The organism is Kribbella sp. NPDC059898 (assembly GCF_042730855.1).
In the GTDB taxonomy this organism is placed as follows: domain Bacteria; phylum Actinomycetota; class Actinomycetes; order Propionibacteriales; family Kribbellaceae; genus Kribbella.
In genome coordinates this window covers 234,496-254,048 of the sequence record NZ_JBHWKR010000009.1, presented here as the reverse complement: position 1 = coordinate 254,048, position 19,553 = coordinate 234,496, and the positions used below count along the sequence as shown (strand labels likewise).

Sequence of the window (19,553 nt, the reverse complement as noted above, 5' to 3'; positions counted from 1 at the left end):
GATGGCCGACTTCACCGCCACCGTCTACCAGAACGAGTTCCTGCCGGACGGCGGGACCGACGTCCACGCGATCGTCACCGTGACCTGCGCCGGGGCCGGTGCCGCCGGCCAGTCCGGGAGCGGCGACGCGGGCGAGATCATCATCGTCGACACCTCCGGCTCGATGGGCCGCGACGGCGTCCAGGCGGCCGCGTACGCCGCGCAGACCGCGCTCGACCAGATCCTCGACGGGGTCTGGTTCGCGGTGATCTCCGGCAACGACCGCGCGCAGCTGGCCTTCCCGCCCTCCGCGGAGCCGGTGATGGTCAGGATGGACCCGTACACCCGGCAGGCCGCCAAGGACGCGGTGTCCCGCTTCTACGCCGACGGCGGTACGGCGATGGGTACCTGGCTGCGACTCGCATCGCGGGTGTTCGCGACGGTGCCGTCGCTGTCGCAGAAGCACGCGCTGCTGCTGACCGACGGCGAGAACCAGCACGAGACGCCGGAGGCGCTGACCCAGGCGATCGAGTCGGTCACCGGCCAGTTCCAGTGCGACGCCCGCGGTGTCGGCGTCGCCTGGCAGGTGGACGAAGTACGGCGGATCTCGCAGGCGCTGCTCGGCACCGTCGACATCATCCCGGCACCGAACCAGCTGGCCGCCGAGTTCGCGAAGATCATCCAGAACGCGATGAGCCGCGGTGTCGCGCAGGCAGATCTGCGGGTGTGGGCGCCGCAGGGTGCCGAGGTGCTGTTCGTGCGGCAGGTCGCGCCGACGGTCGAGGACCTGACATCGCGCCGTACGGCGGTGAACCCGCTGACCGGGTCGTACCCGACCGGGTCGTGGGGTGACGAGTCGCGGGACTACCACGTGGCGATCCGGCTGGCCGCGAAGGCGGTCGGGCAGGAGCAGCTCGCGGCGCGGGTCCAGCTCGTGCTCGGTGACCAGACGGTCGCGCAGAGCCTGGTGAAGGCGCTGTGGTCGGCGGACGACGCGCTCACCACCCGGATCAGCCCGGAGGTCGCGCACTACACCGGGCAGACCGAGCTGGCGCAGGCGATCCAGGACGGTCTGGCCGCGAAGGCCGCCGGCGACACGGCGACCGCGACCACCAAGCTCGGCCGCGCGGTGCAGCTCGCCGCCGCGACCGGCAACGAGGAGGCGACCACGCGGTTGCGGAAGGTTGTCGACATCGACGACCAGGAAACGGGTACGGTGCGGCTCAAGCGCACCGTCGAGAAAGCCGACGAGATGGCACTCGACACGGCCTCCACCAAGACGACCCGGGTACGCAAATGACCGTGAACTGTCCCAGCGGACACCCCAGCACCTCCACCGACTACTGCGACGTCTGCGGCCTCCCCATGGCCGCACCGGAGGCACAGGAAGCTGCACCGCCTGCTCCGGAAGCGCCGGCACCGGCACCAGCTGGTCAGAGCTGTCCCAACTGCTCGGAGCCCGCGTCGGCGGACGCCCTGTTCTGCGAGAACTGCGGCTACGACTTCACCACCGGCACCATGCCGCGTCCGGCCTCGTCCCTCGACCTGCCGGCCGCCCCAGCGCCCACGACCCCATCCGCTCCGGCGGCAACGGCCGAGTGGGTCGTCGAGCGGTGGGTCGACCCGGACTGGTACGCCGTACAGCAAAGCGACGACCCCTGCCCGTCACCGGGTCTGCCTGCGGTGATCCCGCTGGTGGAGAAGAGCCTGCTGATCGGCCGGCCGTCCCGTAGCCGCGGTATCTCGCCAGAGGTCGACTGCGGCGACGACACCGGTGTCAGCCGCCGCCAGGCCCAGCTGACCACCGACGGCCAGCGCTGGTGGGTGGAAGACCTGCAATCCTCCAATGGCACGTACGTCGCGTCCGCCGCCGGTCCGCTCCCGGAAACGCCGATCGTCCCCGGCCAGCGCCAGGAGCTGAACCCGGACGACCGCATCTATGTCGGCGCCTGGACCCGTCTCGTCGTCCGCAAGGCCACCCCGGAAGAGCTCGCCGGCCAGGCCTAGACGTCGGGCTGGACCTCTCGGGTCCAGCCCTTCGCCGGGTGGACGCACAGCCATTCGATCAGCGCCGATCCGGCCACGATCGGGATCACCCACGCCCACGGGCGCTCCGGCAGCCCCACGATCGCGATCGCCGTCCACAGCGCGATCCAGCCGCCGCCGTACCCGCGCAGCACCCCGCGGTACCAGAGCCCGCCGGGCGCCTCGGCCGCGCGCTGGCCGAAGTACACGAACAGGTACGACGCCACGGTGATCGGCCAGAAGTACCAGAGCCGGCCCCAGTCGTACGGCACCATCACCAGTGCGGTCAGGCAGACCAGCGCGATCGCCCAGTGGTAGACCTCGCCGGCCCAGTTCAGCCCGCGGCGGCGCAACGTGAGCGCGATCGCCGCCGGGCCGAACGGGACGGCCACGACACCGGCGAAGCCGTGCAGGATCAACGCGATGTCACGCATCGCGGCTCCCCAACCCTCCTGAATGTCAGGGAGCATAAGGATCTCCGCCCGGCACGTCTCTAGCTCAGGCCGGTCAGTTCTCCGGGAACGACAGCACCCGCCGGACGGCGAACTTCCGGTACCCGAGGCGCTCGAAACTCTTCGCCATCGGCACGTTCCCGAAGTCCGTGTCGGCGCGGATGTGCTCGGCGCCGGTCTCCGCGAGCAGATGGGTGATCTCGGCCAGCAGGTCGTCGCTGAGCCCGCGCCCGCGGTGCTCCGGTACGACGCCGAGGTACCCGACGACCGGCCCGCCCGCGTTCGCCGACGGCATCGCGAACCCGACCAGGTCATCGCCGTCGTACGCGACCCGCCACAGGTCCCGGTCCCCCGGCATCGACTTGTACAGGGCGAGCTCCTCGCGGGCCGCTTGTTCGACGCCCAGCCGGGCGATCTCCCGCGCGGTCGCCGCGTCCAGGCTGCCCTGGCTGACCCGCATGAACACGTCGACGAACGCCTCGTCGTCGGCCGGCTCGAACCGCAGCCGGGTCGACCGCGACGGCAGACCGTACGGCGGCTTCCACTCGTACCGCAGCCGGTCGGTGACGCTGGTCATGCCGACCGCGGCCGCCGCCCGCGCCCGCGGCTCAAGCGCCGCGACCACGTCCGGCTCGTCCTGCCAGTCGCTGTCCAGGAAGAGGTGGTACTCCGGCGGCTCCTGGCCGTCCGGGCGGGACGCGACCGCGTGCTTCAGCAGCTCGGTCCAGGCCGGGACCGGGTCGTCGTCGCCGGCGTAGTACAGGCCGTCGACGCTGTACGGGTGCTGCTCGTCCGGGACGCCCCACCAGATCGCCAGCGCCCGGATCGCGCCATTCTCCTCGGCGACCCAGGTCCAGTCGTGCTTGTAGTAGCCGGCGGCAACGTACTCGCGGTACCGCTCGGCGGTGACGGTGTTCACGGACTTCTGCTCGATCAGAGCAAGGATGGTGCCGAGGTCGGCCTCGACGGTGGTGCGGATGTTCACGAATCCTCCAGCAGGAGGCGCGCTCCGCTCAGTGCGAGCTGTGCGAGCGGTCAGGACGCGCCGGGAAACAAGTCAGTGTGTTCATCGGTCGCTCCTTCCGCTCCGGGTCCTACTCGCCGCGCCAGACTCTAGGAGTACGCCGGGTCATAGTCCAGCTGTTATTCACAGCTGGGATGTACCGGCGTGGTTCGGGCGGGGAATGACCCGAGCATGAGAACCCTCATCGCTGCCGTGACCCTGGCATCCACCGCTGTCCTCGGGTCCACGGCGTACGCCGCCCCCACCGCCCCCACCACGATCGACACCTGCGCGCTCAGCTCGTTGCCGTCGCAGGCCGACGACACGCTCCAGCTGATCCACTCCGGCGGGCCGTTCCCTTACAGGCAGGACGGCACCGTCTTCTCCAACCGGGAGGGCGTCCTCCCGTCCGAGTCCTCCGGCTACTACCACGAGTACACCGTGATCACGCCCGGCTCCCCGGACCGCGGCGCCCGCCGGCTGATCGGCGGCGGCGCGAAGACCACGCCGGCCCACGTCTACTACACGAGCGACCACTACTCCTCGTTCTGCGAGGTCGACGAGAACAGCTGACGGTAGTGTGGTCGGCACGTTGAGTGATCAGGAGGATTGTTCGCGATGCCGACTCTGCGTCCCGTGGCCGCCGGCCTGTTGCTGACCGCCGCGCTGCTCGTCTTCGGCCGGCCCGAGTCCGGGCTGGCCGAAGCGACCGGCGACCCGCTCAAGCTGACCAACGGCCTGTACGTCGACCCCGCGTCGGACGTGGCGGCGTACGTACGGCGGCATCCCGAGGACACCGAGCTCGCGTCGAAGATCGCCGATCAGCCGTCGGCGCGGTGGATCGGTGCGTTGAGCGGAGACGTGAAGGCGGGCGTCACGGCGTACACGACGGCGGCCGCGAAGGCGGACAAGCTGCCGGTGCTGGTGACGGACGACCTCCCGGGACGGCAGTGCGGGATCGGCGGCGGGGCCGCGTCGGACGCGGCGTACCGGCGCTGGATCTCGGCGGTGTCGGACGGGATCGGGACGCGGCCCGCGGTCGTGGTGCTGGAGCCGGACGCGCTCGCGCGGCTCGACTGCTACCCGACGTCGGAATGGAACGCGCGGATCGCGCTGCTGAAGTACGCCGTCGGCGTGCTGGCGGCGAAGAACCCGAACACCTGGACGTACCTCGACGCCGGGAACGTGACGTCGGGCGACGCGAAGGAGATCGCCCGCCGGCTGCGGCTCGCGGACGTCGGGAAGATCCGCGGGTTCGCGCTGAACACCGCGAACTACTTCACCACCGACCAGTCGGTCGCCCGCGGCACCGAGATCCTTGCCGCGCTCGGCGGCGGCTCCCACTACGTCATCGACACCAGCCGCAACGGCAACGGCTCCGACGGCAGCTCCTGCAACCCACCCGCCCGCAAACTAGGCACCCCACCAGCCGCGGCCGAGCCCCCCGTCGACCTAACCCTCTGGCTCCGCACCCCCGGCCAATCCGACGGCCCCTGCGGCCAAACCCCCACCCTCCCCACCGGCACCTTCTCCCCCCTCCTAGCCCACCATCTGATCTCAGGTATCTGAACGCAAAAGGTCCCGGGCGTTGGCCCGGGACCTTTTGTTCGGTGCTTGTGCTGTCGAACTACAGGACTACTGGATCAGAAGTCCATGCCGCCCATGTCGGGCGCGCCGCCCGGAGCGGCCGCGGCCTTCTCCGGCTTGTCGGCGATGACGGCCTCGGTGGTGAGGAACAGGGCCGCGATGGACGCCGCGTTCTGCAGCGCCGAGCGCGTCACCTTGGCCGGGTCGATGATGCCGGTCTTGATCAGGTCGACGTACTCACCGGTCGCGGCGTTCAGACCGTGACCCGGCTCGAGGTTGCGGACCTTCTCCACCACGACGCCGCCCTCGAGGCCGGCGTTCACGGCGATCTGCTTCAGCGGCGCCTCGACGGCCGAGCGCACGATCTGCGCACCGGTCGCCTCGTCACCCTCGAGCTCCAGCTTCGCGAACGCCGCCACGGACGCCTGCAGCAGAGCCACGCCACCACCGGCGACGATGCCCTCCTCGACGGCCGCCTTCGCGTTGCGAACGGCGTCCTCGATGCGGTGCTTGCGCTCCTTCAGCTCGACCTCGGTGGCCGCGCCGACCTTGATGACCGCAACGCCGCCGGCCAGCTTGGCCAGCCGCTCCTGCAGCTTCTCGCGGTCGTAGTCGGAGTCCGACTTGTCGATCTCGGCGCGGATCTGGTTCACCCGGCCGGTGATCTGGTCGGCGTCGCCCGAGCCCTCGACGATGGTCGTCTCGTCCTTGGTGACGACGATCTTGCGGGCCTGGCCGAGCAGCTCCAGGTCGACGGTGTCGAGCTTGAGGCCGACCTCCTCGGAGATCACCTCGCCGCCGGTCAGCACCGCGATATCGACCAGCATGGCCTTGCGGCGGTCACCGAAGCCCGGCGCCTTGACGGCGACGGCCTTGAAGGTGCCCTTGATCTTGTTGACGACCAGGGTGGCCAGGGCCTCGCCCTCGACGTCCTCGGCGATGATCGCCAGCGGCTTGCCGGTCTGCATGACCTTCTCCAGCACCGGGACCAGGTCCTTGATGCTGCCGATCTTGCTGTTCACCACCAGGATGTACGGGTCGTCGAGGACGGCCTCCATCCGGTCGGTGTCGGTCACGAAGTACGGCGAGATGTAGCCCTTGTCGAAGCGCATACCCTCGGTGAGCTCGAGCTCGAGGCCGAAGGTGTTGCTCTCCTCGACGGTGATGACACCTTCCTTGCCGACCTTGTCCATCGCCTCGGCGATGATCGAGCCGACCTGGGTGTCGGCGGCCGAGATGGACGCCGTCGCCGCGATCTGCTCACGGGTCTCGACCGGCTTGGCCAGCGCCAGCAGCTGCTCGCTGACCGCCTCGGTGGCCTTCTCGATGCCCTTCTTCAGGCCCATCGGGTTGGCGCCGGCGGCGACGTTGCGCAGCCCCTCGCGGACGAGGGCCTGAGCCAGCACGGTCGCGGTGGTGGTGCCGTCACCCGCGACGTCGTCGGTCTTCTTGGCAACTTCCTTGACGAGCTCGGCCCCGATCTTCTCGTACGGGTCCTCGAGCTCGATCTCCTTGGCGATGGAGACACCGTCGTTGGTGATCGTGGGGGCGCCCCACTTCTTCTCCAGCACGACGTTGCGGCCCTTCGGGCCGAGCGTCACCTTGACGGCATCGGCGAGGGTGTTCATCCCTCGCTCGAGGCCGCGGCGCGCCTCTTCATCGAAAGCAATCAGCTTGGGCATTCTCCGCGAGTCCTCCCGCGTCGAGTCTTTGGTGTTCAGCCGGCTCCGATGCCCGCGACGGACGGCACCCGACCGCGACGCTCATGTCCCGCCGCTGCCCGGCACCTCATCGAGGCCGTCTTTCTTACTCACCCGCCGGGCACGAGCACTTATCACTCTCGCCCTTGGAGTGCTAACCAAGTATTAGCACTCGCCCCAAACGAGTGCAAGCCGGGCCCTCAGCTGCCGAGCTGCGCGACAAGGTACTTCGGGGCGGTCAGCCGCCACGCCTCCGTGATCAGCTCGCCGATCTCCTCCTCGTCGGCCAGCCCGAGCTCGACGAGCACCCAGCTGCCGCCCCAGGACGCGGTGAAGACCGCCGGGTCCTCAGCCACCAGCGCCTCCAGCTCCTCACGCGCCACCTTGAGGTGCATACGGGTCTGGTCGTCGGACAGGTACGCGAAGCTCTTGTTCCGCACCTTGAACACCGGCTGCCCGGCCCAGCCCTCATGCTCCTCGGCTCCCGGCAACCCCGCCATCACCTTCACCACCGCCGCCGCATCCATACCCTCAGACGCTAGGCGTCCCCGCCGACAATTTCAGGACTTCACGAAGTATGTGACGGTGACCGTCGCGCCGGGTGCCAGCATCGTCCCCGGACCAGGCGAAACCGCATGGATCGTTCCGGTCGCGTAGTTGGGCGACCTGACCGTCCGCAGCGCCGGCTTCAGCCCCAGGCGGGTGAGCTCGGCAATGTAGGCGTCCGCAGTCGGCCACCGGCCCGCCCGGTCGTAGGTATGGACGAGCGGTACGGCGACCCGGTCCGGCACCAGCACGATCCGCCGCAGGATGCGGTCGACCTCGTCGGCGCGAGTGGACGACTGCGCCCAGAACCAGACATCTCGGGACGGGATCCACACTGCTCCCGAGCACACCTGCACGTGGTTCCAGTCCGCGCTGCACGTCGTGCGCTGCCGCTGGGCAGGTACGCCGTCGATCTCAAGCGTCTCGTCGGCGTGGAACGAGAACATCCGCGGCGCGCCCTGCCCGAGCTGCACGCTCTCGACCCCGGCGGGACGTGGCATCGCACAGTAGGTGATCGCCCCCAGGTCGACGACGACAGTGTCGACCCTCGGCGTCGCACAGGTGAGCTGGTTCGTCCCCCAGGTCGCGGGTACGGCGATGGCTGCGTGGCCGATGCCGACCAGGCGGGTCGGGGGTGGCGCGGCCGGGGTGGTTTGTGGGGGTGGGGTGAGGAGGGCGGTCGCGCTGATGACGGCCCCGACTGCTGCGGCGGCGGCTCCCACGGTTGTCGCCGTACGGCGGCGTCTGCGGCGTTTGGCGCCGGTGTGGAGGGCTTCCAGTGGGGGTGGGCCTACGGGGGTTCGGGCCGCGGTGCGTTCCAGGAGGTCGGGTAGGTCGGTCATCGGGGTTCTCGCAGTTCTGCCAGGTTCGGGTCCTGCGACAGGGCCTTCACGGCGCGGGACAGGCGGCTTTTGACGGTGCCGGCGGCTACTCCTAGGACGGAGGCCATCTGTTGTTCGCTCAGGTGCGCGTAGTACCGCAGTACGACCGCCGTGCGCTGGTCACCGGGCAGCCGGGCCAGTGCGCGCATCATGGCGTCGGTGTCGTCGACGGTTGTGGTCTGGTCGGTGCCTGTGGTCTCGGGGAGCGTTTCCGACGGCAGCTCCCCGTGCCAGCGGCGTCTGCGGGAGGAGCGGAAGCAGTTGACCAGTACGCGGTGCACGTACGCGTCCCGGTCCTCCGCCACGCGCACCCGGTTCCACTTGAGCAGACAGCGCTCCAGGGCGGTCTGGACGAGGTCTTCGGCTTCGGACGGCGTACAGCCGAGCAGCACCGCCGACCGGACCAGTGTCGGCCAGCGAGCGGTCACGTACTCGGTGAACTCGTCCACTCCGCCTCCTCACCCTTAGAGACAGGCTGGCGGGTGAGCCGGGTTCCACGAAAGTCGTCGGGGTCGGGTCAGGGGTCGGTCGGTACCGATCCTGATGTGCGGAGGGGTGCCGGAACGGGACAGTAGAGCCATGACGAACTCCAACGCACCGTTCCAGAACCTCTCCGGCAAGGTCCTCCGTCGTTCCGCGAACCAGCGGATGCTCTCCGGCGTCTCCGGCGGCATCGCCGAGTACCTGAACGTCGACGTGACCCTGGTCCGCCTCGGCTGGGTCGGCCTGACGCTGATCACCGGTGGCGCCGCGATGATCGGCTACGCGGTCGCCTGGATCGTGATCCCCGAGTCCGACGGCAAGGCCGTCTGGCAGAACGTCCAGCACTCGGTGAACCAGCACCAGGACAGCACCGAGCAGGACATCGCCTCCCGCATCTACGACGACACCAACAACAAGCCCCCGGCGGCGTGAGAACGGCTGCGCCCGCCGGAGGCGCAGGACCCCAGGCGGGGTGACCGCAGGCAGCGGTTGCCCCGCTGCTACACGTTGAGAGCAGACTTGCGCAGTGCCGCGACCGCCTGGTCCGGGTGGTCGGAGAAGACGCCCTGCAGGCCCAGTGCGGCGAAGCGGGTCAGTTCGGTCGCGAAGTCGGTGGCCGTCGGCAGGAAGCGCCGCTCGGCGCGGAACGTCCAGACCTGGACCGCCAGACCGGCACGATGCGCGTTGTCGACCAGCCGGGTCGGCTCCCCGAGGCAGCCGTCCGCAGTACGCGGTACGACGAGGTCCTTGTGCGGCGCCAGCACCTGTGCATACGTCGCCACCTCCCGCAGGCCCCGTGGCTCGATCAGGTCGGCGTACGTCCGCCCGTCACCCGTCCGCAGGAAGTCGTTGGGTGCGCTCTCGGCGTCGATCAGCTGCACCAACGGCACGTGAGCCATCACCGACAGCCGGCGCAGGCTCGTCGGCTCGAACGACTGCACCATGATCTCTTCCGGCCGCAGCCGGAGCGCCAGGATCCGCTCGGTGAGCAGTTCCTCGAGCGGTAGTCCGAGCCGCCGGAAGTACGCCGGGTGCTTGATCTCCGGGATCACCCCGATCGGCCGTCCCAGCCGCGCCGACTCGCGCCGCGCCAGCCCCACCACGTCGTCGAAGGTGGGGATCTCTTCCAGCCCGTCGTACGCCGTGTTGTTCGCCCGGAGCGCGGGCATCCGCTCACGGGTCCTCAGCGTCCGGAGCTCGGCGTACGTGAAGTCCTCGACGAACCATCCGGTGACGGCCGTCCCGTCGACGATCTTGGTGATCTTCCGGTCCGCGAAGACCGGGTGCTCCGCGACGTCCGTCGTACCGGAGATCTCGTTCTCGTGCCGGCAGACCAGGACACCGTCGAGGGTGGCGACCAGGTCCGGTTCCAGGTAGTCGGCTCCCTGGACCGCGGCCAGCCGGTAGGCCGCCGGCGTGTGTTCCGGGCGGTACCCGCTCGCTCCCCGATGCGCGATCACCAACATGGATCTAGGACAGGGGCCCGACATTGCCCGACGGGAACCCGTTGCCCAACGCAAGGTGAAGGTCTACCGACTGTCACCACGCAACACACCACTCGACAGCAGGTACTGCGCGACGCAGTACGTCGCCATCACCAGATAGTCGCGCGCTGTGAAGTCATGTCCTGCCAAACCCACGCCGATGAGCCCGTCCGAGATCAGGAACACCGCACCACCCAGACCGGCACGCCAGCCGTTCCAGCCGCTCGTGACAGCCGTAGCAGTGACCAGCAACGAGTAGACAGCCACAGGAATCCGGTTGTCACCAAGACCGGGCCAGAGCAGCGCCAGGGCTCCAAGCCAGACCACCCCGTACGCCGCTGCGAGCACAAGCGACCTCTTACGAGCACGGCGAGCGAACAGCACCACATAACAGACATGTGCGACGCCGAACGCCAGCATGCCCGGTATGAGCTGATCCACCTGCAACAGGAAGTCCCCGGCCAGGGACGCGACCAGGGCGACCAGCAGCGTCCCTGGACCGCGATTGACCCGCACCCACACCGCCAGCGTCGGCATCAGCAGCACCTTGGTGATCAGCTGTGACCACGTCTCCCCGACCGCGATCGTCACCAGATGCGCCGCCGTCAGTACGCCGTACGCGAGCAGCCAGCCCCATCCCCTCGTCATGCCCCCGATGGTGCCGGTTCGAGGGGTCCACAGCTGCGATTAATTCGCATGCGAACTGTCGGAGCCGGGACCTAGCCTGAACGGGCCATGAAACAACTTCCCCTCGCCGATCCCGGCCTCCCGAACCATCGCTCGCCGGCCCGCTACCTGTGGTGGGTCGCCCGCGGTCAGTCCCGCACGCTCGCCGGCGGGATGGGCTTCGGAATTCTCTGGATGGCAGCGCAAGCATTCATCCCGGCGATCCTCGGCCGGGCCATCGACGAGGGGATCGCGGCGCGGGACGGCGAGCGGCTGCTGCGCTGGACGGCGCTGCTGTTCGTGGTCGGCGTCGTGCAGGCGACGGCCGGGATCATGCGGCACCGGTTCGCGGTCACCAACTGGCTGACCGCGGCGTACCGGACGGTCCAGGTGGTGACCCGGAAGTCGGCCGACCTCGGTGCCACACTGCCGAAGCAGCTCGCCACCGGCGAGGTGGTCAGCATCGGCGCCGGCGACCTGTCGTACATCGGGAACCTGATGGAGATCTCGGCCCGGTTCGCGGGCGCGATCGTGGCGTTCTTCGTGGTCGCGGTGATCCTGCTGTCCTCGTCGACGATGCTCGGGCTGGTGGTGCTGATCGGCGTGCCGGTGATGCTGTTCGCGCTCGGCCCGATGCTGCGGCCGCTGCACAAGCGGCAGTCCGCGCAGCGCGAGGCGGTCGGCGAGCTGAACTCACTCGGTTCCGACATCGTCGCCGGGCTGCGGGTGCTGCGCGGCATCGGCGGAGAGGAGTCGTTCTCCAAGCGGTACCGGAGCGAGTCCCAGCAGGTGCGCAAGGCCGGCGTGCGGGTGGCCGGGATCCAGTCGGTGCTGGACGCGGCGCAGGTGCTGCTGCCCGGCATCTTCGTCGTCCTGGTCGTCGGCCTCGGCGCGCACTTCGCGCTCCGCGGTCAGCTGAGCGCGGGCTCGCTGGTCGCGTTCTACGGGTATGCGACGTTCCTGGTGCTGCCGCTGCGGACGGCGACGGAGTTCGCAAACCAGCTGATGCGGGGCCTCGTGGCCGCGGGCCGCGTGAACCGGGTGCTCGAGTTGCAGCCGGACATCGTCGAGCCGGACACCCCGGTGCGGCTGCCCGACCACGGCGACCTGGTCGACCCGGTCTCCGGCATCCGCGCCCGCGACGGGCTGCTGACCGCGATCGTGTCCGCCGAGCCGGACAGCTACGGCACACTCGCCGACCGCCTCGGGCGGTACGACGACACCAGCGAGGTGCGGTACGGCGGTGTCACACTGGCCAGCGCCACCCGGTCGGACATCCGCGAGCGGATCCTGGTGAGCGACACCGGCTCCCAGCTGTTCACCGGCCTACTGCGCGCTGAGCTCGACCCGACGGGCCGGCGTACCGACGACGAGCTGCTGGCGGCGATGCGTACGGCGTCCGCGGAGGACGTGCTCGTGGCGCTGCCGGACGGGCTCGACTCGGAGGTGGAGGAGAAGGGCCGCTCGTTCTCCGGCGGCCAGCGGCAGCGGCTCGTCCTGGTGCGAGCATTGCTCGCCGACCCGTCCGTGCTGGTGCTGGTCGAGCCGACGTCGGCGGTCGACGCGCACACCGAGGCGCGGATCGCGGACCGGCTGCACGAGTACCGGGCCGGCCGGAGCACCGTCGTGCTGACCGCGAGCCCGCTGCTGCTGGACCGCGTCGACGAGGTGATCTTCGTCGCCGCCGGCCGCGTCGTTGCCACCGGCAAGCACCGCGAGCTGCTCGCGTCCACCCCGCGGTACCGCCGCACCGTCACCCGTCAGACCGAAGCAGAGGAGGCCCTGCGATGAGGCAGATCCTGCCCGTGGCCGGGTCGGCCGAGATCCGGCAGCACGCGCGTCGGCTGGCCCGCCGGCATCCGCGGACGTTGCTCGCCGCGATGTTGTTGCACGCGCTCGCGGCGGTGTCCGGGCTGGCGGCGCCGCGGCTGATCGGTGACCTGGTCCAGGACGTCCAGCACGGTACGACCGCGGCCAAGGTGAATCTGGTGATCGTCGTGATCGCCGGGTTCATCGTGGCGCAGTCGCTGCTCACCCGGTGGGCGCGGTACAAGTCGTTCGCGCTCGGCGAGCAGGTGCTGGCCGAGCTGCGCGAGGAGTTCGTCGACAACGCGCTGGCGCTGCCGATCGGCACGGTCGAGCGGGCCGGGACCGGGGATCTGTTGTCGCGGACGTCGCGGGACGTGGACACGCTGTCGCGGACGGTGCGGTTCGCCGTACCGGAGACGATCATCGCGTTCGTCACGGTGATCTTCACGGCGGTTGCGACGGCGCTCGTCGGCGTGTGGGTGCTGGTGCCGTTGGTTGCGATGGTGCCGCTGCTGTGGCTGAGTACGAAGTGGTACTTGCGGCGGGCGAAGGACGGGTACCTTCGCGAGAACGCGGCGTACGCGCAGATGACCAGCTCGCTCGCGGAGACGGTCGAGGGGGCGCGGACGGTCGAGGCGCTGCGGCGGTACGACGACCGGGTGCGGCGCGGGGACGAGGACATCCGCGGGTCGTACAACGCCGAGCGGTACACGTTGTTCCTGCGGACCGTGTACTTCCCGGCGGCCGAGCTGGGGTATCTGGTGCCGGTTGTCGGGACGCTGCTGTTCGGCGGATGGCTGCATCTCAACGGGCATGTCTCGCTGGGGGCGGTGACGGCCGCGGTGCTGTACGTGAACCAGCTGATCGACCCGGTCGACCGGTTGCTGTCCTGGCTGGACGAGCTGCAGTCGGGTGGGGCGGCGTTCGCGCGGTTGCTCGGGATCAGCGACGTACCGGATGATCGGACGCCGTCCGGTGAGCGGCCGGACGGCGAGCTGGTCGAGGCGCGGGACGTGCGGTTCTCGTACGTCGATGGGCGGGACGTGTTGCACGGGGTGGATCTGACGATCCAGCCCGGCGAGCGGATCGCGATGGTCGGGCCGTCCGGGGCCGGGAAGTCGACGTTGGGGAGGTTGGTGGCGGGCATCCATCCGCCGCGGACCGGATCGGTGACGGTCGGCGGAGTCGGCATGACGGACCTGCCGTTGGACGAGCTACGCAGACAGGTCGCGTTGGTGACGCAGGAACACCACGTCTTCGTGGGTACGCTGCGGGACAACCTGTCGATGGCGCGTCCGTCGGCCACCGACGCTGAGCTGTTGGACGCGCTAAGTGCTGTCGACGCACGGGACTGGGCCGAGGCGCTACCGGCCGGTTTGGACACGCGGGTCGGCTCCGGCCAGCTGACACTCACCCCTGCGCAGGCGCAGCAGCTCGCACTCGCCCGTTTGGTCCTGGCCGACCCTCACACCTTGGTCCTGGACGAAGCAACCTCCCTGATCGACCCGAGAGCAGCCCGCCATATGGAACGCTCCCTGGCCGCAGTACTGGAAGGCCGAACGGTCATCGCCATCGCCCACCGCCTCTACACAGCCCACGACGCCGACCGAGTAGCCGTAGTGGAAGACGGCCGAATAACAGAACTAGGCAGCCACGACGACCTAGTAGCCCACCAAGGCTCCTACGCCGCCCTCTGGAACTCCTGGCACGGCTAACAACTGACACTCCATCCACGCGGATTGGCGGGGCGACCGCGCGCGGTCAACTGGACTACCCCGCGTGGGCTTGATTCCCAACCCCCGCCCCGAGCGAAGCGAGGGGCGGGGGTTCTTAGCGTTTGCGTAGTAGTAGGACTGAGGAGTCGACGTGGGGTGGTGGGGTGAACGCTCTGCGGGGTAGGTGCAGGCCGATTGACGGGTTGTAGTGGCGGAGCCACCTGTTGGCTCCGGGAGCTTCGCCGCGGACCCACCGGTTCGCCACCTGCCGCTGCAACACCAGATCGGCCGACACCAGGCGAGAGCCCTGTGCCAGCAGGCGTTTCAGCAGCAGCGTGGAGATGTTGTACGGCGGGCTCGACACCACCCGGAACGGTCGTGACGGCAACCGGAGATCACCGGCATCCGCACGAACCACCGTCACCGGTGCGTCCGCGAACCGCCGGCGCAACCTGTCGGCACGACCCGGATGGAGTTCGACCGCGATCACGCGGGCGCCGGCGCGGACCAAAGGCGCGGTCAGTGCGCCGAGGCCGGCACCGACGTCGAGGACGAGGTCGCCTGGGACGATCCCGGCCGCGTCCACAACCCGTTGGGCCCAACGACTATCGAGCGGATGCCATCCCCAGGCACCCCTCGCCTGCCCGGAGGCGGGCACGACGGACCATCACGAAGTACGTAATCATGCGGTCGACCCTAAACGCCGCATCCTCCACTGTTCAAAGCATTTTCGGCGCCGCCCCCAGCGCCGTCACGGTCTCCGTCGTACGCCGTTCCGCCAACTCGAGCCGCCGACGCCGGGCGGTGCCCTTGGCGAGCTCCCGCCGTACGTCGAGCACCCGCACCGGCAGGTCGTCCGTCATCAGCAGCGGCGCGTACTCCGCCGCCGTCCGCCAGCCGCTCGCACCACGCGTGAACGTGAACCGCGTCAGCAGCCCCTCCGCCTTCCGGCTCTCCGGCTCCCGATGCGCGGCGACCAGGTTCCCGTGCCCGTACGCGATCCACTTCCCGTCGATCTCCTGCATCGGCTGCACCACGTGCGCATGATGCCCGATCACCAGGTCGATGTTGCTGTCGGCAAGCAGTTGCGGCCCGACTTCGCGCTGCAGGTCGTCCAGCTTGCTGGAGTACTCCGTTCCCCAGTGGCAACTGACGATCACCAGCTCCGCGCCCCGATCACGCGCCTCCTGCGCGCGCAGCCGGATCGACTTCGTGCTGATCTTGGCGGCCCGCCAGGTCTCCCCGTCCGGATACGGCAACCCGTTGAACCCGAACGTGAAGCTCAACGACGCGACCTTCACCCCGTGTACGTCGACGATCGTGACCTGCTCCGCATCGGACCGCGACCGCGCCGTACCGGCATGCCTGAGACCGGCCTTGTCGAGCGTGTCGAGCGTCCGGTCGACGCCCGCGGCGCCACCGTCGAAACTGTGGTTGCTGGCAGTCGTGCACAGGTCGTACCCGGTCCGCTTGAGCGCGGTCGCGATCTGCGGCGGCCCTTGGAAGAGCGGGTAGCCGTGGTACGGCCCGCCGAGCTTGGCGAGCGGCGTCTCCAGGTGTGCGATGGCGAGATCAGCCTGCTGTACAAGGGGTTTCACGCTGCTCATCAGCGGAGCGAAGTCCCATTGACAGTCGGAGCCGTCGCGTTTCGCGGTGGTCCACAGACGTTCGTGCAGCAGTACGTCGCCGGTCGCGACGACCGTGATGCGTTGCGGCCTCTGTCCCGGCGAAGGCGTCGTCGAACGAGGGCTCGTCGCGTCGGCGTACGTGTCCGCCAGACATCCGCTGGTCGTCAGCGCGGCGGCTCCGGCGAGCATTCCCCCGAGTACTGCGCGTCGTCGTACCGCCATCCCCGCCCCCTTGGTGTTGTCGGTGGAGACGCCGGGTCCGCGCGGTTGGTTGGGACGGAGACCTGATCGTGTCCAACGCGGTGTGGTAGTAAGTGGAACCATGGTCGAGCTGAGGACGCCGGCGGAGATCGAGCAGATGCGCGCGGCCGGGCGAGTGGTCGCGAACGCGTTGCAGAGCGTGAAGAAGCACGCCACGGCCGGCGTCTCGCTGCTCGAGCTCGACGAGGTCGCGCGGGACGTACTGCGGTCCGCCGGCGCGGTGTCGTTGTTCGACGGATACCAGCCCGGGTTCGCGACGGCGCCGTTCAGCGGCGTGATCTGCGCATCGGTGAACGACGCCGTACTGCATGGTCTGCCCAACGAACTACGACTGCAGGACGGCGACCTGCTGAACGTGGACTGCGGCGCGTCGGTCGACGGCTGGTGCGCGGACTCGGCGATCAGCTTCTGCGTCGGCACGCCGCGGGCCGCGGACCTGGAGCTGATCGCGACCACCGAGGAAGCCCTCGCGGCCGGAATCGCGGCCGCCGTACCGGGCCACCGGATCGGCGACATCGGCGCCGCGATCGGCCGGGTCGGCCAACGCGCCGGCGTCGGCACCAACCTCGACTTCGGCGGCCACGGCATCGGTCGCCGCATGCACCAGGACCCGCACATCCCGAACGACGGCCGCCCGGGCCGCGGCCTCAAACTCCAGGCCGGCCACGTCTTCGCGATCGAACCGTGGTTCTGGTCCGGCCCCGGCTCCGCCTACCGGATCGACGCCGACGGCTGGACCCTCCGCTCCGCCGACCACACCCGCGGCGCCCACGCCGAGCACACCGTAGCCATCACCCCCGAAGGCCCCCGAATCCTCACGCTGCCCTAGGCCTTCAGAACAAGGGGTCTTGGGGAGGTTGTGGTGGGTGCATGCCGCGGATGGGTTCGGAGCGGTGGGATGTGCGGGCGCCGAAGCCGTGTTTCCTCAGCAGGGGGCGAACTTTGGTGTCGAAGGCACGTTGGTAGCTGGGGGCCGCGTAGGCGCCGTGGGCATACAGGGACTCGTAGCAGCTGACCAGGGCGGGGTGGTCGTAGGCGAGCCATTTCATGAACCACTCCTTCACCCCGGGTCTCAGATGCAGCACGAGCGGGGTGACGCCGGTGGCGCCCGCGGTCGACAGGGAGGCGAGGAGTTCGTCGAGCTGCTCGGTGGAGTCGGTCAGCCAGGGCAGGACGGGCGCGACCATCACGCCGCACGGCAGCCCGGCGTCGCGGATCGCGCGGATGAAGTCGAGGCGGCCGCGGACCGACGGTACGCCGGGCTCGAGGCGGCGGCGTAGCACCTCGTCCCCCAGGGCCAGCGAGACCGCGACACCGACTGGGACGTCGGCGGCTGCCTCGGTCAGCAGTGGCAGGTCACGGCGGAGCAGGGTGCCCTTGGTGAGGATGGACAGCGGCGTGCCGGAGGAGGCAAGCGCTTCGATGATGCCCGGCATCAGGCGGTACCGGCCCTCGGCGCGCTGGTACGGGTCGGTGTTGGTGCCCAGGGCAACCGGTTCGCGGGACCAGGACGGACGGGCGAGCTCGCGGCGCAGGACCTCGGCGACGTTGGTCTTCACCACGATCTGCCGGTCGAAGTCCTGCCCGGTGTCGAGCTCCAGGTACGCATGGGTCGGGCGGGCGAAGCAGTACCGGCAGGCGTGGGTGCAGCCGCGGTACGGGTTCACGGTCCAGTTGAACGGCAGCGCCGAACCGGGGACCGAGTTCAGCGCGGACCGCGCCAGCACCTCGTGGAACGTGATCCCCTGGAACTCCGGCGTCGTCACCGACCGCACCAGGCCCGCGATCGCCCCGAGCCCCGGCAACGTCCCCGGGGTCTCGGCGTCGATGCGTTGCCCCGCCCACCTCATGCGCTATAGTCGAACACATGTTCGACACCGACGTCAATTCACCGCCCGCGCAGCCTCCTCGACGCGCTCGCGGTGTGCCGCCCACCAGGCCGCGTCCCCCTCCGGCAGGTTGGAGTTGTTCGGACTCATCCCGGCGGCCCCGTCGAGCAGCTCACGCAGGATGTCCGCGTGCCCGGCGTGCCGGTTCGTCTCGGCGATCATGTGTACGAGGATCGCGTGCAGCGTCGTGTCCGGCGTTCGCCACCACGGCACGTGCCCCGGTGCGTCCAGCGCCAGCGCGTCGATCGTGGCGTCGGCATGCGCCCACACCCGCCGGTACAGACCGACGATGTCCTCGCGCGTCTCCTCCGGGGTCACCCACGAGTCGGCATTCGGGTCCGCGTCGTCGTCCCACCAGGACATCTCCTCGGGGAACGGCCGCTCGAACGTCTTCCCGAAGTACCAGGCCTCCACGCTCGACAGATGCTTGATCATCCCGAGCAGATTGGTCCCGGTCGGCGTCAGCGGCCGGCGTACGTCGTACTCACCGAGTCCGTCGAGCTTCCAGACCATGGCCTCACGGGCCTTACGGAGGTATCCGTGCATGAGATCTTTCACGTCCGCGATCATGCCAGTCAGCGGAACGCGTCGGCATTCGCGCGAGCCCATTCGGCATAGGTGACCGCAGGGCGGCCGGTCAGTTCGAGGACCGCGGGCTCGGGTTTCATCGGCCACTCCGCCATCATCCGGAAGCCGTCGAGCAGCCACTGAGCGGTTTCCAGGCCGACCGCCGGAGCCAGCGCCGCGAGGTACTCGTCCGGCGTCTGCTCCTCGAAGCGGACCTCCTTGCCGATGGCTGCCGCGATGTGCGCGACCTGCTCCGGCGGGGTGATCGCCTCGGGCCCGCTCATCGCGATCTTCGCGCCGTCGTACCGCTCCGACAGCAGCACCACCCGCGCCACCGCCGCGATGTCGGCGAGGTCGATCGGCGTCTGCACGGCGTTCCCGAACGGCGCCCGCACCACTCCCTCGGCCTTGATCGACGGCGCCCAGCCGAGCGTGTTGGTCATGAACTGCCCCGGCCGCAGGAACGTCCACGTGAACCCGCCCGCCTCGATCGCCCGCTCCAGCCGGTAGTAGTGCCAGCTCGCCGGATCCCCCTGCGCCTCGTACTCCGCCGGCTCCCCCGACAGTACGACGACCCGCCGCACGCCGGCGTCCCGCGCACAGCGGACGAAGTCGTCGACGTACGCCGGAAGCGGCGCCAGGTACACCGTGTCGACGCCCGCGAGTGCCGCGGGCAGCGTCGCCGGCTTCCCGAGGTACCCGCGGGCGACCTCCACGCCCTCCGGCAGCGCCGCACGCACCGGGTTCGCGGTCAGCGCCCGCACCGGCGCGCCCGCGGCGACCAACTCGTCGACCAGCAGCCGCCCCACGCTCCCGGTCGCGCCCGTCACCAGGATCGTCATGTCCGTCTCCTCTCCCACAATGAATTCCCGTAGGGT

21 protein-coding genes are annotated in these 19,553 nt (G+C 69.7%); 8 read left to right on the top strand and 13 right to left on the bottom strand.

The window, feature by feature from the left end:
- Position 1 precedes the first annotated feature (1 nt).
- On the top strand, positions 2-1,279 hold the full coding sequence (locus tag ACFV9C_RS27495) for a VWA domain-containing protein (RefSeq protein WP_380198094.1): 1,278 nt from the start codon (positions 2-4) through the stop codon (positions 1,277-1,279).
- Positions 1,276-1,986 carry an FHA domain-containing protein gene (locus tag ACFV9C_RS27490; RefSeq protein ID WP_380198092.1) on the top strand — a complete coding sequence of 237 codons (711 nt, stop codon included), beginning with the start codon at positions 1,276-1,278 and terminating at the stop codon, positions 1,984-1,986. The genes ACFV9C_RS27495 and ACFV9C_RS27490 overlap by 4 nt, the downstream gene beginning before the upstream one ends.
- On the opposite strand, the gene ACFV9C_RS27485 is transcribed toward ACFV9C_RS27490, so the two are convergent.
- Positions 1,983-2,438, bottom strand: coding sequence for a hypothetical protein (locus tag ACFV9C_RS27485; protein ID WP_380198090.1), 456 nt, complete (start codon positions 2,436-2,438; stop codon positions 1,983-1,985). The genes ACFV9C_RS27490 and ACFV9C_RS27485 overlap by 4 nt on opposite strands.
- 73 nt (positions 2,439-2,511) lie before the next feature.
- A complete protein-coding gene (locus ACFV9C_RS27480; protein WP_380198088.1) occupies positions 2,512-3,441 on the bottom strand; it encodes a GNAT family N-acetyltransferase in 930 nt (309 codons plus the stop codon).
- Positions 3,442-3,651: 210 nt separating this feature from the next.
- Here ACFV9C_RS27480 and ACFV9C_RS27475 point away from each other — a divergent pair, with 210 nt between their 5' ends.
- Positions 3,652-4,032 carry a ribonuclease domain-containing protein gene (locus tag ACFV9C_RS27475; protein WP_380198087.1) on the top strand — a complete coding sequence of 127 codons (381 nt, stop codon included), beginning with the start codon at positions 3,652-3,654 and terminating at the stop codon, positions 4,030-4,032.
- Between the two features lie 45 nt (positions 4,033-4,077).
- Positions 4,078-5,028 carry a glycoside hydrolase family 6 protein gene (locus ACFV9C_RS27470; protein ID WP_380198085.1) on the top strand — a complete coding sequence of 317 codons (951 nt, stop codon included), beginning with the start codon at positions 4,078-4,080 and terminating at the stop codon, positions 5,026-5,028.
- A 74-nt stretch (positions 5,029-5,102) separates the two neighbouring features.
- Here ACFV9C_RS27470 and groL read toward each other — a convergent pair whose 3' ends face one another.
- From groL to ACFV9C_RS27450, 4 genes are all read right to left on the bottom strand, one after another.
- A complete protein-coding gene (gene groL / locus ACFV9C_RS27465; RefSeq protein ID WP_380198084.1) occupies positions 5,103-6,728 on the bottom strand; it encodes a chaperonin GroEL in 1,626 nt (541 codons plus the stop codon).
- 218 nt (positions 6,729-6,946) lie between these two features.
- Entirely contained in the window at positions 6,947-7,273 is a 327-nt protein-coding gene (locus ACFV9C_RS27460) for an MmcQ/YjbR family DNA-binding protein (protein WP_380198082.1), read from the bottom strand.
- Positions 7,274-7,306: 33 nt separating this feature from the next.
- Positions 7,307-8,134 (bottom strand): PASTA domain-containing protein, encoded by an 828-nt coding sequence (locus tag ACFV9C_RS27455; protein WP_380198080.1) that lies wholly within the window; start codon positions 8,132-8,134, stop codon positions 7,307-7,309.
- Positions 8,131-8,622, bottom strand: coding sequence for a SigE family RNA polymerase sigma factor (locus tag ACFV9C_RS27450; RefSeq protein WP_380198079.1), 492 nt, complete (start codon positions 8,620-8,622; stop codon positions 8,131-8,133). Before ACFV9C_RS27450 ends, ACFV9C_RS27455 begins: the two co-directional genes overlap by 4 nt.
- 130 nt (positions 8,623-8,752) lie before the next feature.
- Here ACFV9C_RS27450 and ACFV9C_RS27445 point away from each other — a divergent pair, with 130 nt between their 5' ends.
- Positions 8,753-9,088: a PspC domain-containing protein gene (locus ACFV9C_RS27445; protein WP_380198078.1), complete on the top strand. Its 336-nt coding sequence runs from the start codon at positions 8,753-8,755 to the stop codon at positions 9,086-9,088.
- A gap of 68 nt (positions 9,089-9,156) precedes the next feature.
- On the opposite strand, the gene ACFV9C_RS27440 is transcribed toward ACFV9C_RS27445, so the two are convergent.
- Positions 9,157-10,122, bottom strand: a complete 966-nt coding sequence (locus ACFV9C_RS27440; RefSeq protein ID WP_380198076.1) for a glycerophosphodiester phosphodiesterase — start codon at positions 10,120-10,122, stop codon at positions 9,157-9,159.
- A gap of 63 nt (positions 10,123-10,185) precedes the next feature.
- The gene (locus ACFV9C_RS27435) at positions 10,186-10,788 is read right to left on the bottom strand and encodes a lysoplasmalogenase (RefSeq protein WP_380198075.1); all 603 of its coding nucleotides are present in this window, start codon (positions 10,786-10,788) and stop codon (positions 10,186-10,188) included.
- Between the two features lie 87 nt (positions 10,789-10,875).
- Between ACFV9C_RS27435 and ACFV9C_RS27430 the strand changes: the two genes are divergently transcribed.
- Together ACFV9C_RS27430 and ACFV9C_RS27425 are read left to right on the top strand one after the other, a co-directional pair.
- Positions 10,876-12,597 carry an ABC transporter ATP-binding protein gene (locus ACFV9C_RS27430; RefSeq protein ID WP_380198073.1) on the top strand — a complete coding sequence of 574 codons (1,722 nt, stop codon included), beginning with the start codon at positions 10,876-10,878 and terminating at the stop codon, positions 12,595-12,597.
- Positions 12,594-14,330 (top strand): ABC transporter ATP-binding protein, encoded by a 1,737-nt coding sequence (locus ACFV9C_RS27425; protein ID WP_380198072.1) that lies wholly within the window; start codon positions 12,594-12,596, stop codon positions 14,328-14,330. The genes ACFV9C_RS27430 and ACFV9C_RS27425 overlap by 4 nt, the downstream gene beginning before the upstream one ends.
- Before the next feature lie 115 nt (positions 14,331-14,445).
- Here the strand turns inward: ACFV9C_RS27425 and ACFV9C_RS27420 are convergent, their stop codons facing one another.
- Together ACFV9C_RS27420 and ACFV9C_RS27415 are read right to left on the bottom strand one after the other, a co-directional pair.
- Positions 14,446-14,988 (bottom strand): rRNA adenine N(6)-methyltransferase family protein, encoded by a 543-nt coding sequence (locus tag ACFV9C_RS27420; RefSeq protein WP_380198070.1) that lies wholly within the window; start codon positions 14,986-14,988, stop codon positions 14,446-14,448.
- Positions 14,989-15,049: 61 nt separating this feature from the next.
- A complete protein-coding gene (locus ACFV9C_RS27415; RefSeq protein WP_380198068.1) occupies positions 15,050-16,180 on the bottom strand; it encodes a CapA family protein in 1,131 nt (376 codons plus the stop codon).
- A gap of 100 nt (positions 16,181-16,280) precedes the next feature.
- On the opposite strand from ACFV9C_RS27415, the gene map reads away from it, so the two are divergent.
- The gene (map, locus tag ACFV9C_RS27410; RefSeq protein WP_380198065.1) at positions 16,281-17,048 is read left to right on the top strand and encodes a type I methionyl aminopeptidase; all 768 of its coding nucleotides are present in this window, start codon (positions 16,281-16,283) and stop codon (positions 17,046-17,048) included.
- Positions 17,049-17,052: 4 nt separating this feature from the next.
- Here the strand turns inward: map and ACFV9C_RS27405 are convergent, their stop codons facing one another.
- Genes ACFV9C_RS27405 through ACFV9C_RS27395 form a run of 3 tightly spaced genes read right to left on the bottom strand, consistent with a single transcriptional unit; the run spans position 17,053 to position 19,517 of the window.
- Positions 17,053-18,069: an Rv2578c family radical SAM protein gene (locus tag ACFV9C_RS27405; RefSeq protein WP_380198064.1), complete on the bottom strand. Its 1,017-nt coding sequence runs from the start codon at positions 18,067-18,069 to the stop codon at positions 17,053-17,055.
- A 33-nt stretch (positions 18,070-18,102) separates the two neighbouring features.
- Complete coding sequence (locus ACFV9C_RS27400; protein ID WP_380198062.1) at positions 18,103-18,666, bottom strand: DinB family protein; 564 nt, start codon at positions 18,664-18,666, stop codon at positions 18,103-18,105.
- A 17-nt stretch (positions 18,667-18,683) separates the two neighbouring features.
- Positions 18,684-19,517: an NmrA family NAD(P)-binding protein gene (locus ACFV9C_RS27395; RefSeq protein ID WP_380198061.1), complete on the bottom strand. Its 834-nt coding sequence runs from the start codon at positions 19,515-19,517 to the stop codon at positions 18,684-18,686.
- Positions 19,518-19,553: the final 36 nt, after the last annotated feature.

Excerpts from the sequence above, each read along its gene's own strand:
- ACFV9C_RS27495 (WP_380198094.1), top strand. The coding sequence starts at position 2 with ATGGCCGACTTCACCGCCACCGTCTACCAGAACGAGTTCCTGCCGGAC.
- ACFV9C_RS27490 (WP_380198092.1), top strand. The coding sequence starts at position 1,276 with ATGACCGTGAACTGTCCCAGCGGACACCCCAGCACCTCCACCGACTAC.
- ACFV9C_RS27485 (WP_380198090.1), bottom strand. The coding sequence starts at position 2,438 with ATGCGTGACATCGCGTTGATCCTGCACGGCTTCGCCGGTGTCGTGGCC.
- ACFV9C_RS27475 (WP_380198087.1), top strand. The coding sequence starts at position 3,652 with ATGAGAACCCTCATCGCTGCCGTGACCCTGGCATCCACCGCTGTCCTC.
- ACFV9C_RS27470 (WP_380198085.1), top strand. The coding sequence starts at position 4,078 with ATGCCGACTCTGCGTCCCGTGGCCGCCGGCCTGTTGCTGACCGCCGCG.
- groL (WP_380198084.1), bottom strand. The coding sequence starts at position 6,728 with ATGCCCAAGCTGATTGCTTTCGATGAAGAGGCGCGCCGCGGCCTCGAG.
- ACFV9C_RS27460 (WP_380198082.1), bottom strand. The coding sequence starts at position 7,273 with ATGGATGCGGCGGCGGTGGTGAAGGTGATGGCGGGGTTGCCGGGAGCC.
- ACFV9C_RS27455 (WP_380198080.1), bottom strand. The coding sequence starts at position 8,134 with ATGACCGACCTACCCGACCTCCTGGAACGCACCGCGGCCCGAACCCCC.
- ACFV9C_RS27445 (WP_380198078.1), top strand. The coding sequence starts at position 8,753 with ATGACGAACTCCAACGCACCGTTCCAGAACCTCTCCGGCAAGGTCCTC.
- ACFV9C_RS27440 (WP_380198076.1), bottom strand. The coding sequence starts at position 10,122 with ATGTTGGTGATCGCGCATCGGGGAGCGAGCGGGTACCGCCCGGAACAC.
- ACFV9C_RS27435 (WP_380198075.1), bottom strand. The coding sequence starts at position 10,788 with ATGACGAGGGGATGGGGCTGGCTGCTCGCGTACGGCGTACTGACGGCG.
- ACFV9C_RS27430 (WP_380198073.1), top strand. The coding sequence starts at position 10,876 with ATGAAACAACTTCCCCTCGCCGATCCCGGCCTCCCGAACCATCGCTCG.
- ACFV9C_RS27425 (WP_380198072.1), top strand. The coding sequence starts at position 12,594 with ATGAGGCAGATCCTGCCCGTGGCCGGGTCGGCCGAGATCCGGCAGCAC.
- ACFV9C_RS27415 (WP_380198068.1), bottom strand. The coding sequence starts at position 16,180 with ATGGCGGTACGACGACGCGCAGTACTCGGGGGAATGCTCGCCGGAGCC.
- map (WP_380198065.1), top strand. The coding sequence starts at position 16,281 with ATGGTCGAGCTGAGGACGCCGGCGGAGATCGAGCAGATGCGCGCGGCC.
- ACFV9C_RS27405 (WP_380198064.1), bottom strand. The coding sequence starts at position 18,069 with ATGAGGTGGGCGGGGCAACGCATCGACGCCGAGACCCCGGGGACGTTG.
- ACFV9C_RS27395 (WP_380198061.1), bottom strand. The coding sequence starts at position 19,517 with ATGACGATCCTGGTGACGGGCGCGACCGGGAGCGTGGGGCGGCTGCTG.